The sequence below is a fragment of the Streptomyces sp. AMJ-169 genome, assembly GCF_055597585.1.
In genome coordinates, this window is the sequence record NZ_JBVLTJ010000013.1 from 14,103 (window position 1) to 28,656 (window position 14,554).

The following is a 14,554-nucleotide window of genomic DNA, read 5'->3' on the forward strand; positions in this document are numbered from 1 at the left end:
GGTTGTCGGTACGGACGGCGAGCGGGCCGGAAACCCGTGTGAACGTCTCATGAACGGCGCCGGAGCGCGCCCCGGGGAAGGTCATCATGCTGGCGTGAACGCCTGGACGGACACTCTCCGGTTCGCTTTTCAGCCGGTGGTCAACCTGGCCACGGGAGCGGTGGCCGCGCTGGAGGTGCTGGCCCGCCCGGAGACGGGCGACGTCCTCGGGGAGGCTCGCCGCGACCCCGAACTGGACGTGCGGCTCGCGGTGTCGGCGGTGCGCGCGGCGGCCCGGCGCGGTACCGCGCTGCCGCTGCACGTGAACGTGTTCGCGGGCACGCTGGCCGACCTCGGCGGGCTGACGCCGGTGCACGCCGCGGTCCGGGAGGCCGGGCGGCTGCCCTGGGAGGTCACCCTGGACGTCGTGCCGCCGCACACGCATGTGCCGCGCGCGGCGCTGCTCGAAGCCGTCGGACGGCTGCGGGAGGCGGGCTTCCGGATCGCGGCGGACGGGGTCGGGGACGGGGACGTGCCGTTGCGGCTGCTCGCGGATCTCGCGCCGGACGTCGTCAAGCTGGACGCGTCGCTGCTGGCGCGGCCCGCGGCCGTGCGCGCGATGCGGACGCTGTGCGACGGGTCGGGGGCGCTGCTGGCGGTGGAGGGCGTGGAGACCGAGCGGCAGTACGGCGTCGCCCTGGAGGCCGGCGCGCAGCTGGCGCAGGGCGAGCTGTTCGCACCACCGGCCCGGCTGCCGACGACCCAGGTGTACGTCCCGCAGCGCTCCCCCGGCTCCGCGCGGCCGGCTCCTTCGGGGCCTTCGGTGCGGGAGTTCGTGCGGCCGGCCGCGCTGCTGCCGGTGACCGCGTCCGCCGGGCAGGTGCGGGCGCTGCTGACCGGCTCGCCGGAGGTGTCCGGGGTGCTGCTGGTGGACCGCGCGGGTGCGCCGGTGCGGGCGGTGGACCGGGCGCGGTTCCTGTTGTCGATGTCGGGGCGCTACGGGCACGCGCTGTACGCCGACCGGCCGGCCGCGCGGCTGGGGGACGTGCCGCGGACCGTGGGCGTCGACGCGACCGCGTGGGAGGTCCTGGACGTGGTCGCCGCGGGCGGCGGGGAGCGTGCCTCGGACGACGTCGCGGTCGTCGACCGGCAGGGGCGGTGCGTGGGCGTCGTACGGCTCACCGATCTCGTGCGGGCGCTGGCCGAGCGGCGGGTCGAGGAGGCGGCGGGGCTCAATCCGCTGACCCGGCTGCCGGGTTCGGACGCGGTCACCGGCGAGGTGGACCGGTGGATCGCCGACGGCCGTGCGTTCGCGCTCAGCTGGCTGGACGTCGATCACTTCAAGGAGGTCAACGACGGGGCCGGGTTCGCGGCGGGCGACGAGCTGATCCGGGCCGTGGGGCGGGCGTTGCAGCACGCGGCGGTGGGGTCCACGCGCGTGGGGCACATCGGCGGGGACGACTTCCTGGTGCTCGCCGACCCCGGGGCGCTCGACCCGCTCGCGGCGGCGGTCCTCGACGCGCCCTGGTCGGCGGGCGGGCGGCCGGTGACGCTGTCCCTGGCGACGGTCCTGTGCGGGCCTGGGAGCGTGCGGGACCACCGGGAGGCCGCCGCGTGCCTGGCGCCCCTCAAGAAGGCCGCCAAGGGGCTGTACGGGGCCTCGTGGGTCGTCGGGCGGGCGGGGCTGCCGGGGTACGCGGTGCGGCGGGGGGCCGAGGTGGTCGGGACGGGGTGAGCGAAGCGGCCCGTACCCCCGTCGGCGGAGGTGCGGGCCGCTCCCCCGGTCAGGTCCCGACGGTGTGCCGGCGGCTGATGGAGAAGTCCATGGCGTGCTGGACCACGCCGACCAGGACGTCCTTGACCGAGCGGCGGTCGCGGGCGTCGCACAGGACGACGGGGATGTCGTCGTCGAGGTCGAGGGCCTGGCGGACGTCCGCTATGGGGTAACGGTCGGCGCCCTCGAAGCAGTTGACGCCGATGATGAACGGGATGGCGCGCCGCTCGAAGTAGTCGACGGCGGCGAAGCAGTCCTCCAGGCGGCGGGTGTCGGCGAGCACGACCGCGCCGAGGGCGCCCTCGGTCAGCTCGTCCCACATGAACCAGAACCGCTCCTGTCCGGGCGTGCCGAAGAGGTACAGGGTGAGGTCCTCGCGCAGGGTGATGCGGCCGAAGTCCATGGCGACGGTGGTGGTGTTCTTGCTCTCCACGCCGGTGGTGTCGTCGACCGGGCGGCCCGCCTCGGTGAGGATCTCCTCGGTGCGCAGCGGTCTGATCTCGCTGACGGCGCCGACCAGGGTGGTCTTGCCGACGCCGAAGCCGCCGGCGACCAGGATCTTGAGCGTGACGGGCTCGACCGGAGGCTTCCCGCGCTCAGAACGCCCGAAGATCATCGTTCACTTCTCCTGCTTGCTGGGATGGGTGGGGTGGGCGGGGGGTTGCCGTCGCGGCGGGGCCGGTCATTGCTTTGCCGTACGACCGTATGCATATCGGATGGGTGCCGTTCCGGTCAGGAAGTTGCCGGAACCGGCAAGGGACGACGCGTTTGCCGGCCGGGGGACCGGATACCGCGCGCCCAGGGAGGCGGGGCGGCACACCATGGCGGTCGTCCGAAGCTCGCTCATGTGGTCCACCCCGCTTCCGCGCTCACAAGGCCCTGAGGCCGCTGATCACGTCGCGCAGAATGTTCTCGTCCGGCAGCTCCGCGGGCGGCACCGGACGGTTGACGTGGACGTACTGGGCGTCCACAAGGTCCCCCACGAGGACGCGCACCACGCCGATCGGCAGGTCGAGCCCGGCGGCCAGTTCGGCGACCGACTGCGGGGCGTCCAGGCACAGTCCGACGATGTCCACGTGCTCGGGGGAGAGCCCGTGGTCGTCCTCCGCCTCCTCCGCGCGGGGTTCGGCCACCACCACGGCGATGAGGTCGAGGCGGTGCTGCCCCGGGCTGGTGGTCCGCCCGCGCGTCATGGCGTACGGGCGGACGACCGGGCCTGCCTCGTCGTCGAACCAGTGGCCGTCGTCCCGGCCTTGGCCTTCTGTGCTCATGCCATCCCGCTTACCCGCCGTAGGGCAGGTCGGTGCGCGGGGCGGTCGCCAGGTGGACGCCCACCCGCTTGACCAGGAGGGTCATCTCGTAGGCGATCTGGCCGATGTCCGCGTCCGGGTCGGAGAGCACGGCCAGGGCGCTGCCGTCGCCGGCGGCGGTGACGAACAGGAAGGCCTCGTCGAGCTCGACGACGGTCTGGCGGACGTTGCCCGCCTCGAAGTGGCGGCCGACGCCCTTGGCGAGGCTGTGGAAGCCGGAGGCGACGGCGGCGAGGTGCTCGCTGTCCTCCCGGGTCAGGTCCTGCGAGACCCCGGTGGGCAGGCCGTCGCCGGAGAGCACGACGGCCTTGCGGATGCTGGCGACCCGGCCGACCAGTTCGTCGAGGAGCCAGTTGAGCTCGCCCTGGTCGGTCGTCCTCGGTGCGGTCATCGACCGTCCCCCTTAGTCGTTCCTCGTGGTGCTGTGCCGTGCTGGGCGCTGTCGCCCTCGGCGTTCTCCGTACGGCCGCGCTGCCAGCCGCGCTGGAGCGATGCCATACGGCTGCGTACTTCGTCCGCGTCGCGTTCGCCGAGGTCGGTCCGTTCCTCGGCGCGCGGCGCGGGGCGCTGTCTGAGCTGGGGGGCCAGGTTGGCCTGCCGGACCCGGCGCGGGAGCGGGCCGGTGCGGACGCCCTGGGCGGGGTCCGCGGAAGGCTGTGAAGGGGCCTCCTGGCGGCGCTGGGGCAGCGGGGTGGGGGCGGACGGCCCCGCCCCCCGCTCCGGCCGCGAGGCGGGGTTCTGCGGCGTCTGCTCGGCGGGGCGCGGCTGGTGGGCCGAGGAGCCGCGGCGGCGGGACGGGAGGGGGGCCAGGGGGCGCTCGTCGGGGTCGGTCCCGAAGCCGGTCCCGGAGGGAGCCCCGGTGCCGAAGGGAGCACCGCTCCCGGCAACCCCGCCGCTGCCGAAGGAGGCGCCGCTCCCGGCAACCCCGCCGCTGCCGAAGGGTTCGTCGCTGAAAGGCCCCCGGTCTGCCTCGTACTCCGTCTCGCGGCCGTAGGGCCCCTCCTGCGCGCGCGGGTCGCCGACGGGGCGGCCGTGGGAGCTGACCAGCTTGGGCGTGCGGCGCAGGGGCAGTTCTACGGTCGTCTCGGCGGGCGGGGTGTCCAGGCGGCGGAAGACGGCGTCGTCGTCCTCGCCCAGGGGGTAGCCGGTGAGCGCGTCGAGGCCGACGGGGGCCTCCAGCTCGACGGGGCCGTCCAGGACGGCCGCGGGCCTGCCGCCGGGCAGCTGGGCCGGCATGCGGCCGTCCAGCTCCTCCTTGGGGCGCGGGCGGTCGAGGCGGAAGCCGATGCCGTTGGTGTCGGGGACGTCGTCCGTGAGGAGGGCCTCGGGGATGAACACCAGGGCGGTCGTGCCGCCGTAGGGCGAGGTCTGGAGGGAGACGCGGACGTTCTGGCGCTGGGCGAGGCGGCTGACGACGAACAGGCCGAGGCGGTCGGTGTCGGACAGCTCGAACTCGGGGGTCTCGGCGAGCCGCAGGTTGGCGTCCAGGAGCGCCTCGGGGGCCATGCCGAGGCCCCGGTCGTGGATCTCCAGGGTGAAGCCGTTGGCGACGCGCTCGCCGAAGACGTGCACGGCGGTGTGCGGCGGGGAGAACACCGTGGCGTTCTCCAGGAGTTCGGCGACCAGGTGGGTGAGGTCGGCGACGGCCGGTCCGGTGACGGCGATGCGGGGCAGCCGGCGGACCTCGATGCGCTCGTAGTCCTCGACCTCGGCGACGGCCGCGCGGACGATGTCCATGAGCTGGATGGGCTTGCGCCACTGCCGGGAGGGGGCGGCGCCGGAGAGGATCACGAGACCCTCGGCGTGCCGGCGCATGCGCGTGGTGAGGTGGTCGAGGCGGAACAGGTCCGCGAGTTCCTCGGTGTCCTCGGTGCGCCGCTCCATGGTGTCGAGCAGGGTGAGCTGCTTGTGCAGCAGGACCTGGCTGCGGCGCGCGAGGTTGACGAAGACCTCGGAGACCCCGGCGCGCAGTTCGGCCTGTTTGACGGCGGCCTCGACGGCGGCGCGCTGAAGGGTGTTGAGGGCCTGGCCGACCTCGCCCATCTCGTTCTTGTCGTACTCCAGGCGCGGGACCTCGGTCTCGACGTCGACCTGTTCGCCCGCGGAGAGGCGGCGCATGACGCTGGGCAGCCGTACGGCGGACGCCTCGTGGGCGTCCAGGCGCAGCTGGCGCAGGTCGCGGATGAGGGCGCGGCCGACGCGCACGGACAGGAACAGCGACAGCAGGAGGGCGATGAGGCCGAAGACACCCGCGACGACGGCCTGGACGATGACGCCGACGGCGACCGGGCGGACACGGTCCTGGTAGCGGTCGCCGGCCTGTTCGTCGAGGTCGCCGAGCTGGTCCAGGACGTTGCCCGCGGCGGTGTCCCACGCGCGCGCGGTGATGCCCTTGGGGACGCCGTCGTTCTCCATGGCCTCGATGGCGGCCTGTTCGGCGCTGCGCAGGGGCGCGGTGCCGGCGCCCGACCAGAAGCTGTCGTAGCGCTGCTGCTCGGCGTCGGGCAGCTGGGGGAGGCTGATCTGGTAGATGACCTCGCGCTGGGCCTGGAGGTCGGAGACGACGCGGCTCTCGTCGTGGCTGATGCCGCCGGTGACGAGGGAGGAGCCCAGGAGGGCGTCCTCCCGGGAGAGCAGCTCCCGCGCGCGGGCGACGGCGACGAGGGCGCGGTACTGCTTGTCCATCTCGACGCTGTCGACGACGTCCAGCTTGGCCAGCAGGGTGTAACAGGGGTCGACGAGGCGGTTGTAGAGGTCGAGGGCCTGCGCGCGCGTGACGGTGCTGTCGTCGACGCCGCGGCGCAGGTCGGCGACGCCCGCGAAGGCGTCGAGGACGGTGGTCAGGCCCTCGACGTCGCCTTGGTCGAGGCCGTCGCGCAGTTCGGGGTCCTTGGTGTTCTTGCGGAACTCCGCGAAGGCCTCGTCCGTGGCGGAGCGGGTGCGGCGCAGGGCCGCGACCGCGTTCCGCGCGTCGGGGTCGGCGAGGTAGACGAGGCTCTGGCGGCGCTCCTGCTGGATGACCCGGACGGTGTCCTCCAGGGGGTAACCGACCTTCTCCATCAGGGAGGAGACGGTGTACAGCCGGCTCGCCTCACGCCCTGTGAGCACCGTGGAGAAGCCCCAGACCGCGGTCAGGGACAGCAGCGGCACGAGAAGGAGCGCCACGATCTTCCGGCGGATCGACTTCCCGCGAAACCGCATGGCCTCCCCTAGTTCGGACCCCTGTCCGCCAGGGGTACGCATGTGCGTCAACAAACGCCGCGAGCCTACTACCGACACACAGTTAACTCGAAGACCAGTCCGGAACCAGATGTTCCGGATCGCCGCCGGGGCGTGGGGAGTTGTCCGGGCATTACGGGAGATTGCCGCCTGGAATCGGCCGCCGGGATCATGGTCGTGGCCAAACTGTTTCCTGCCGGGGTTGGCGAGATTTTTTCCCCGGGCGGGAATCTTCGGGGCGGGTTGTTCGTCCTACTCATTGCGAATGGGCGGAATCGGCCACATGGGCCGCATGCCGTACCTGGGCGGGCGTAGAAGAGCGTGAGCCGGGCAGCCACTGGGGAGCCGGTCCTTGGGGACCGGGGCGAGGGGGCGGGCCGGGCGGTGGGGAGATGACATGGCGATGGACACGATGGACGCGGCGGACTCGGCGGAGCGGTCCCGGCCGGCGCGGGGCGACGCGGTGAGGCGGCGCGGGGAGAATCGGGCCTACGGGACTCCGGTCGCGCCCGGCAGATCCGACGCCCGGCGCGAACAGCCGCCCCGGCAGCGGGCGTTGTGGATCGAGGAGCCCGCGCGCCGACGCCGGATGCCGGACCCGGTGCGCGAGTCGGCGGTCCGCGCGGTGCTGATCATCGCGGTGACCCTGCTCCAGGCGATGATCGCGTTTCTGTGCACGATGGCGGGGTCCTGGCTGGCCCTCCCCATGGTCGTCAGCAGCATAGCGAGCACCGTCGTCGCGACCTGGGCCGCGCTGGACGTCTGGGTGACCCGCCAGGTGTGGAGCCAGCGCTACGGCGTCGTCTCCGCCCCCAGCTCCACCGCCCGCGCCCGCCGCCGCGAGCGCCGGGTGGCCCGGGTGATGGAGCGGGAGCAGAAGCGGATACGCAGGCAGCAGGGCGCGGCGGGACAGCTGTCGCACCTCTGAGCCGAGCCGAGGGGTACGGCCACCACCCCGGCCCCTCAGCCCTGTGCGCTGCGCCGACGCCCACCCAGGGGCGTAGCGCCCCCCTTCTTGGGTAGGCGCGCTTCGATACCATGGGTATTCCGCATAGTGAACCAAATCCCGCTATGCGCAACAGAATCAGGGGCGAGCGCCCTCACTCAGGGGGCTCCCCCGAGACGCGGCCCGAACACGGCCGCCAGGTGGTGAGAGTCGAGCTATGGCCCGTACGCAGAGGCAGTCCGAGGGCGAGGAGAACTCCGGGGGCGGGGAGCAGCGCGGCGGCAGAGGCACCGCGAGCGCGGTGCAGTCGGTCGACCGCGCGGTGAGCGTCCTGGAGATCCTCGCGCGGCACGGCGAGGCGGGTGTCACCGAGATCGCGGACGAGCTCGACGTCCACAAGTCGACGGCGTTCCGGCTGCTCGGCGCGCTGGAGAACCGGGGGCTCGTCGCCCAGGCCAAGGACCGGGGGAAGTATCACCTCGGGGCAGGCGTGCTGCGGCTGGCCGGCGCCGCGGCCGTACGGCTGGACGTCTCGCAGGAGGGTGTCCCCGTCTGCCGTGAACTCGCCGACGAGCTGGGCGAGACGGTCAACATCGCGGTGCTCGACGACGACGCGGCCGTCAACATCATGCAGGCCCGCGGCACCGCCTCCGTCACCGCGCAGAACTGGCTCGGCCGGCGTACCCCGCTGCACGCGACGTCCAGCGGGAAGATCCTGCTCGCCCATATGCCGCCGCCCCTGCGCGAGAGCGTCCTCGCCAGCACCCTCCCGAGGTTCACGGAGCGCACGATCACCGGCGCCGGGGCGCTGCGGACCGAGCTGGACGCGGTCGTCGAGCAGGGCTTCAGCGTCAACTCCGAGGAGCTGGAGCTGGGGCTGACCGCGGTGTCGGCGCCGGTGCGGGCGCACGACGGGCGGGTCATCGCGGCGATCAGCGTCTCGGGCCCGGTGTACCGGCTGAGCACCGAGCGGGTGCCGGAGCTGGCCAAGCGGACCGTCGCCGCCGGGTCGGAGCTGTCGCGGCGGATGGGGTACGGGTTCTGAAGGGGCGCCAGGACGGCGTCACAGGTGAACCTCCGTCAGCCCCCGCCCCCGCCACAAACGAACCTCCGCCGACCCCCGTCCCCATGTATCACGCAGGTTTCCCGCTCCCCCCGCGTTTTCCCGAGGGTTAACTCACGCCTCTTGACGGCCACTTGATGCCGTTCTCAATATATCCCTCATCGCGCAACCCATCCTGTATGGCGCAACAAGGCGCACCAACGCAAGGAGCAGGTCGTGCCGCATGAGGTCCGTGCCGTCGTCGCCACCGGGAGAGGTCTGCCGGTCGGGACGCGCACGATCGTCGTCCCGGACCCCGGTCCCGGGGACGTCCTGGTCGCCGTACAGGCCTGCGGGGTGTGCCCGGACGATCTGCGCCGCCGGGAGGGCGCGGCCGACGGCGGGTTCCCCGTGCTGCTCGGGCACGAGGCGGCCGGGACGGTCGAGGCCGTCGGGGCGGGGGTCGCGGAACTGCGGCCCGGGGACTTCGTCGTCCTGGCCGCGCGGGCGCCCTGCGGGAACTGCCGGCCTTGTCACCGGGGGCGGCCCTGGCACTGTCTCGCCCCCCGCAGAGCGGGCCGGCCGATGACGCTGACCGACGGGACACCCCTCGAAACCGCCTCCGGAATCGGCGCGTTCGCGCAGAAGACGCTGGTCGCGGCGGGGCAGGCGGTGAAGGTCGACCCGGCCGCACGGCCCGAGGCGGCGGGGCTGGTCGGCTGCGGGGTGACGGCCGGGTACGGCGCCGTCGTCAACACCGGGAACGTCGGCCGGGGCGACTCCGTGGCCGTCGTCGGCGGCGGGGTCGTGGGCGGCGCTGCGGTCGCCGCCGCGTGTCTGAACGGCGCGATGAAGGTCATCGCGGTCGGCGCCGACGACCGGGAGCTCGACCGCGCCGAGAAGTTCGGCGCCACCCACACCGTCAACTCCCAGGGCACGGACCCGGTCGAGGCGGTACGGGAACTCACCGGCGGCCATGGGGTGGACATCGCCGTGGACGCCGTCGGCAGCCCGGAGACCTTCCTCCAGGCGTTCCGGATGCGCGACGACGCCGGGGTGCTGGTCCAGGCCGGCGTCCCCGCGCCCGGGTCGGGCCTCGAACTGCCGCTGCCGGAGCTGTTCGCGCGCGGCGGCGCCATCAGGCCGTCCCCCTATGGCGACTGCCTGCCGAGCCGCGACTTCCCCTACCTCATCGACCAGTACCTGTACGGCCTGCTCGACCTGAACGCGTTCGTCTCCGAGGCGATCGCCCTCGACCAGGTGGAGGAGGCGTTCGCGAGGCTGCGGCGGGGGGAGGTGCTGCGGTCGGTGGTGGTGCCGTGAGCGGCGCCGGCCGGACCGGACGAACATCACATCGTCCTCCCGCCATGAATGGGTTCCGTGAACCGGGGCAGCAGCCCCCTCAGGCTTTGATCACCGAACGTGAAGACTTGCGGAGGTAAAGAAGCACATGCCGGACCTGTTCATCGACGGCGCGTGGCGCACCGCGCGCGAGAAGGCGACCCGTGAGATCCGATGCCCCGCCGACGGCACACTCGTGGCGGTCGTCGACGAGGCAGGGCCAAAGGACACGCACGACGCGATCGCCGCCGCCCGCCAGGCCTTTGACACCGGACCCTGGCCCCGCGTCCCGGCCGCCGACCGGGGTGACCTGCTGCTGCGGGTGGCCGCGCTCCTGGAGCGCGACAAGGAGGCGCTGGCCCGCGCGGAGTCCCTCGACACCGGCAAACGGCTCGTCGAGAGCGCGTACGACATCGACGACGTGGCCAGTTGCTTCCGCTATTTCGGGAAGCTCGTCGCGGCCGAGCCGGGCCGGGTCGTCGACACTGGCCGGACGGACGTCGACAGCCGGGTCGTGTACGAACCGGTCGGCGTCTGCGCGCTGATCACGCCGTGGAACTATCCGCTGCTCCAGACCGCGTGGAAAGTCGCCCCGGCGCTCGCGGCCGGCAACACGTTCGTGCTGAAGCCGAGCGAGCTGACCCCGCACACCGCGATCCACCTGATCCGCCTGCTGGAAGAGGCCGGGCTGCCGCCGGGCACGGCCAACCTCGTCCTCGGCGCGGGCCCGCAGGCCGGCGCCCCGCTCGCCGTGCACGCCGACGTCGACCTCGTCTCCTTCACCGGCGGGCTGCACACCGGCCGCGCCCTGATGGCCGCCGCCGCGGGGACGGTCAAGAAGGTCGCGCTGGAGCTCGGCGGCAAGAACCCCAACATCGTCTTCGCGGACGCCGACTTCGGCGCGGCCGTCGACATGGCGCTGACCGCCGTCTTCCTGCACTCCGGGCAGGTCTGCTCGGCCGGTGCCCGGCTGCTGGTCGAGGACGCGCTGCACGACCGGCTGGTCGACGAGATCGTCCGGCGCGCGGGGCTGATCAGGCTGGGCGGGCCGTTCGACGAGCAGGCGCAGACCGGCCCGCTGATCTCCGCCGCGCACCGCGACAAGGTCGAGGCCTACGTCGCCGCCGGGCTCGCCGAGGGCGCCGTACTGCGCTGCGGCGGGGCACGTCCGGACGGGGAGCTGTTCGCCGACGGGCACTACTACCTGCCGACCGTCCTCGACGAGTGCACCGCGGACATGTCGGTCGTCCGCGAGGAATCCTTCGGCCCGGTCCTCACCGTCGAAAGGTTCACCGGCGAGGAGGAGGCGGTGCGGCTCGCGAACGACACCGTCTACGGGCTCGCCGGCGGGGTGTGGACCAGCGACGAGGCGAAGGCGAACCGGGTCGCGGCGGCGCTGCGGGCCGGGACCGTGTGGATCAACGACTTCCACCCGTACGTCCCGCAGGCCGAGTGGGGCGGTTTCAAGCAGTCCGGCACGGGCCGTGAGCTCGGTCCCGCCGGGCTCGCCGAGTACCGCGAGGCCAAGCACATCTGGCGCAACACCGACCCGAAGCCGCAGGGCTGGTTCGCCTAGCGCGCCGCACTGAGGGCACGGGGGCGCACCCGCCCAGGGCCGCCCCCTGCCTTCAGCCGATCGACTTTCCAGCGTTTTGCCCCGTTTCGCACAGTTCTACGGCACCCGCGCGAGCCGCTCCCTCCCCTCCCCCAGGAGTCAGCTCATGACCACCACCACCCCACCGTCCGACCCCCACCAACCCACCGCCGCCTCCCAGGACGACACCGAACTCGCCGAGTTCGGCTACAAACCCGAACTCAAGCGCACCCTCGGCAACTTCCACACCTTCGCCGCCGGCATCAGCTACATCTCCATCCTGACCGGCACCTTCCAGCTCTTCTACTTCGGCTACGGCAGCGGCGGCCCCGCCTACTGGTGGTCGTGGCCGATGGTCTTCGCCGGCCAGTTCACCGTCGCCCTCTGCTTCGCCGAACTCGCCGCCCGCTACCCGGTGGCCGGCTCGGTCTACAACTGGTCGAAGAAGGTCGGCAACCCCCATCTGGGCTGGCTGGCCGGCTGGATGATGCTGATCGCCTCGATCGTCTCCATCGCCGCCGTCGCCCTCGCCTACCAGCTGACGCTGCCGCAGATATCGTCCTTCTTCCAGTTCGTCGGCGACGGCACGGGCACGTACGACGTCGCGACCAACGCGGTGATCCTGGCCGCCGTGCTCATCCTCTTCACCACGCTCGTCAACGCGTTCGGGGTGAAGCTGATGGCGACCATCAACACGGCGGGCGTGTTCATCGAGCTGATCGCCACGGTCGTCCTGATCGCGCTGTTCGCCGCGCACATCACGCGCGGGCCGCAGGTCGTCATGGACACGAACGGGACGGGGGCGTCGTACGGGAACGGGTATCTCGGGGCGTTCCTGGTGGCCTCGCTGGCCTCGGCCTATGTCATGTACGGGTTCGACACGGCGGCCTCGCTCGGTGAGGAGTCGCTGGATCCGACGCGCAACGCGCCGCGGGCGATCATCCGGGCGATCGTCGCGTCGTTCGTGCTCGGCGGGCTGATCCTGCTGCTCGCGCTGATGAGCGTGTCGAACCTGAAGGGCGAGAAGCTGTCCACGGACGGGTTGCAGTACATCGTCCTGGACGTGCTCGGGCCGACGGCCGGCAAGGCGATGCTGTGGTGCGTGCTGATCGCGGTCACCGTGTGCGCGCTGGCCGTGCACACGGCGGCGATCCGGCTGGCGTTCGCGATGGCCCGGGACAACAACCTGCCCGCGTCCTCGCGGCTGGCGAAGGTCAGCCCGAAGTTCCAGACCCCGGTCCTGCCGACGGTGATCATCGGTGTGCTGGCGCTGGCGATCCTGGTCGTCAACATCCGCCAGCCGCAGATCTTCACCGTCGTCACCAGCATCGGCATCATCATGATCTACCTCGCCTACCTGGGCGTGACCGTGCCGATGCTGATCGCCCGGGTGCGCGGGACGTGGCGTCCGGCCGGGGACGGGAAGTTCTCGCTGGGCCGCTGGGGGCTGCCCGTCAACGTCGTCGCGGTGCTGTGGGGCGGCGCGATGACCCTCAATCTGATCTGGCCGCGCGCCGCGGTCTACAACGCGGCGGCGCCGTTCCACTGGTATCTGCGCTGGGGCGCCGTGCTGTTCGTCGCGGTCATCGCGGGCGGCGGCTTCGCCTACTACTGGTTCGTCCAGCGCCACCGCACCGGCGTCCTCGCCGAACACCGCCTGGAGAGCGCCGAAGCGGCCGTGGCCGACTGAACCACCGAGGAGAACAACTCACCATGAACACCGAAGAGTTCGACTATGTAGTGGTCGGCGGCGGCACGGCGGGCAACGTCGTCGCGGCCCGGCTGTCCGAGGACCCGGCGGTCACGGTCTGCGTCCTGGAGGCGGGCCCGAGCGACGTCGGCGACGACGACGTACTGAAACTGGACCGCTGGATGGGGCTGCTGGAGTCCGGCTACGACTGGGACTACCCCGTCGAGCCGCAGCCTTACGGCAACTCCTTCATGCGGCACGCGCGCGCGAAGGTGCTCGGCGGCTGCTCCTCGCACAACTCCTGCATCGCCTTCTGGGCCCCGGCCGAGGACCTGGACGCGTGGGCGGCGGGCGGGTGCGCCGGCTGGGGCGCGGACGACGTGTTCCCGCTGTACAAGCGGCTGGAGAACAACGACGCCCCCGGCGACCACCACGGCCGCGGCGGCCCGGTGAAGCTGCGCACCCTGAAGGGCGACGACCCCTGCGGCACCGCCCTGCTGGAGGCGTGCGCGCAGGCGGGCATCCCGACGACACCGTTCAACAGCGGCCGTACGGTCGTGCGCGGCGCGAACTGGTTCCAGATCAACTCGGACGAGAACAACATCCGCCAGTCGTCCTCGGTCGCCTACCTCCACCCGGTCCTCGGCAAGCGGCCCAACCTGGACGTCCGCACGGGCGTGCGCGCCAAGAAGCTGGTCCTTCAGGGGCGGCGGTGCACCGGCGCCGAGTACCTGGACCCGGACCTGGTCCACACCCGTACGGTCCGCGCCCGCCGCGAGGTGATCCTGTCCTGCGGCGCCATCGACTCCCCCAAGCTCCTGATGCTCTCCGGGATCGGCCCGGCCGCGCATCTGCGGGAGATCGGCGTGGACGTGGTCGTCGACTCGGCGGGCGTCGGCGAGAACCTCCAGGACCACCCCGAGGGCGTCATCATGTGGGAGGCCAAACAGCCCATGCCGACGGCGTCCAGCCAGTGGTGGGAGGCGGGCATCTTCTACGACACCGAGCCCGGCCTCGACCGGCCCGACCTGATGTTCCACTACGGCTCGGTCCCGTTCGACATGAACACCGCCCGGCACGGCTACCCCACCTCGGAGAACGCCTTCTGCCTCACCCCGAACGTCACCCGCGCCAAGTCGCGCGGCACGGTACGGCTGCGCACCCGCGACTACCGCGACAAGCCGAAGGTCGACCCCCGCTACTTCACCCACGAGCACGACGCCCGCGTCATGACGTACGGCCTGAAGCTGGCCCGGGAGATAGCGGCCCAGCCCGCCCTGTCCGGCTGGGCCGGCGCGGAGCTGGCCCCCGGGCCCGACGTCCGCACGGACGACGAGCTGCTCGACTACATCCACAAGACGCACAACACCGTCTACCACCCGGCGTGCACGGTGAAGATGGGCGCCGACGACGACCCGTCCGCTCCGCTCGACGCCCGGCTGCGGGTGAAGGGGGTCGAGGGGCTGCGGGTGGCGGACGGGTCGGTGATGCCGGATCTGGTGACCGTGAATCCGTGCATCACGACGATGATGATCGGGGAGAAGTGCGCGGACATGGTGCGGGAGGATGCGGCTGCTTGAGGGGGCTTGGGCGGGCTCGGGGGCCTGGGGGTTCGGGGGGGCGGGGAGTTTTAAAGCGCTTTAGGTTCTTTAAAGCGCT

The 14,554-nt window shown here is 72.4% G+C and carries 11 protein-coding genes; 7 read left to right on the forward strand and 4 right to left on the reverse strand.

The window, feature by feature from the left end; translation table 11 throughout:
* Positions 1-94: 94 nt before the first annotated feature.
* Positions 95-1,714: an EAL domain-containing protein gene (locus tag ACYUD3_RS28600; protein ID WP_470975777.1), complete on the forward strand. Its 1,620-nt coding sequence runs from the start codon at positions 95-97 to the stop codon at positions 1,712-1,714.
* 49 nt (positions 1,715-1,763) lie between these two features.
* Here the strand turns inward: ACYUD3_RS28600 and ACYUD3_RS28605 are convergent, their stop codons facing one another.
* The 4 genes from ACYUD3_RS28605 to ACYUD3_RS28620 all read right to left on the reverse strand — a co-directional run bounded on the left by ACYUD3_RS28605 (position 1,764) and on the right by ACYUD3_RS28620 (position 6,264).
* The gene (locus ACYUD3_RS28605; RefSeq protein ID WP_470975780.1) at positions 1,764-2,369 is read right to left on the reverse strand and encodes a GTP-binding protein; all 606 of its coding nucleotides are present in this window, start codon (positions 2,367-2,369) and stop codon (positions 1,764-1,766) included.
* A 253-nt stretch (positions 2,370-2,622) separates the two neighbouring features.
* The gene (locus ACYUD3_RS28610) at positions 2,623-3,024 is read right to left on the reverse strand and encodes a DUF742 domain-containing protein (protein WP_470975783.1); all 402 of its coding nucleotides are present in this window, start codon (positions 3,022-3,024) and stop codon (positions 2,623-2,625) included.
* Positions 3,025-3,034: 10 nt separating this feature from the next.
* Positions 3,035-3,454: a roadblock/LC7 domain-containing protein gene (locus ACYUD3_RS28615; protein WP_470975785.1), complete on the reverse strand. Its 420-nt coding sequence runs from the start codon at positions 3,452-3,454 to the stop codon at positions 3,035-3,037.
* Positions 3,451-6,264, reverse strand: coding sequence for a nitrate- and nitrite sensing domain-containing protein (locus tag ACYUD3_RS28620; protein WP_470975788.1), 2,814 nt, complete (start codon positions 6,262-6,264; stop codon positions 3,451-3,453). The genes ACYUD3_RS28615 and ACYUD3_RS28620 overlap by 4 nt, the downstream gene beginning before the upstream one ends.
* A 421-nt stretch (positions 6,265-6,685) precedes the next feature.
* Here ACYUD3_RS28620 and ACYUD3_RS28625 point away from each other — a divergent pair, with 421 nt between their 5' ends.
* From ACYUD3_RS28625 to ACYUD3_RS28650, 6 genes are all read left to right on the forward strand, one after another.
* Positions 6,686-7,210, forward strand: coding sequence for a hypothetical protein (locus tag ACYUD3_RS28625; protein WP_470976339.1), 525 nt, complete (start codon positions 6,686-6,688; stop codon positions 7,208-7,210).
* Positions 7,211-7,445: 235 nt separating this feature from the next.
* Complete coding sequence (locus ACYUD3_RS28630; RefSeq protein ID WP_470975791.1) at positions 7,446-8,273, forward strand: IclR family transcriptional regulator; 828 nt, start codon at positions 7,446-7,448, stop codon at positions 8,271-8,273.
* Positions 8,274-8,507: 234 nt separating this feature from the next.
* Entirely contained in the window at positions 8,508-9,593 is a 1,086-nt protein-coding gene (locus ACYUD3_RS28635; protein ID WP_470975794.1) for an S-(hydroxymethyl)mycothiol dehydrogenase, read from the forward strand.
* Between the two features lie 127 nt (positions 9,594-9,720).
* Positions 9,721-11,187: an aldehyde dehydrogenase family protein gene (locus ACYUD3_RS28640; protein WP_470975797.1), complete on the forward strand. Its 1,467-nt coding sequence runs from the start codon at positions 9,721-9,723 to the stop codon at positions 11,185-11,187.
* A gap of 145 nt (positions 11,188-11,332) precedes the next feature.
* On the forward strand, positions 11,333-12,895 hold the full coding sequence (locus tag ACYUD3_RS28645; RefSeq protein WP_470975800.1) for an APC family permease: 1,563 nt from the start codon (positions 11,333-11,335) through the stop codon (positions 12,893-12,895).
* Between the two features lie 23 nt (positions 12,896-12,918).
* On the forward strand, positions 12,919-14,475 hold the full coding sequence (locus tag ACYUD3_RS28650) for a GMC family oxidoreductase (protein WP_470975804.1): 1,557 nt from the start codon (positions 12,919-12,921) through the stop codon (positions 14,473-14,475).
* Positions 14,476-14,554 lie beyond the last annotated feature (79 nt).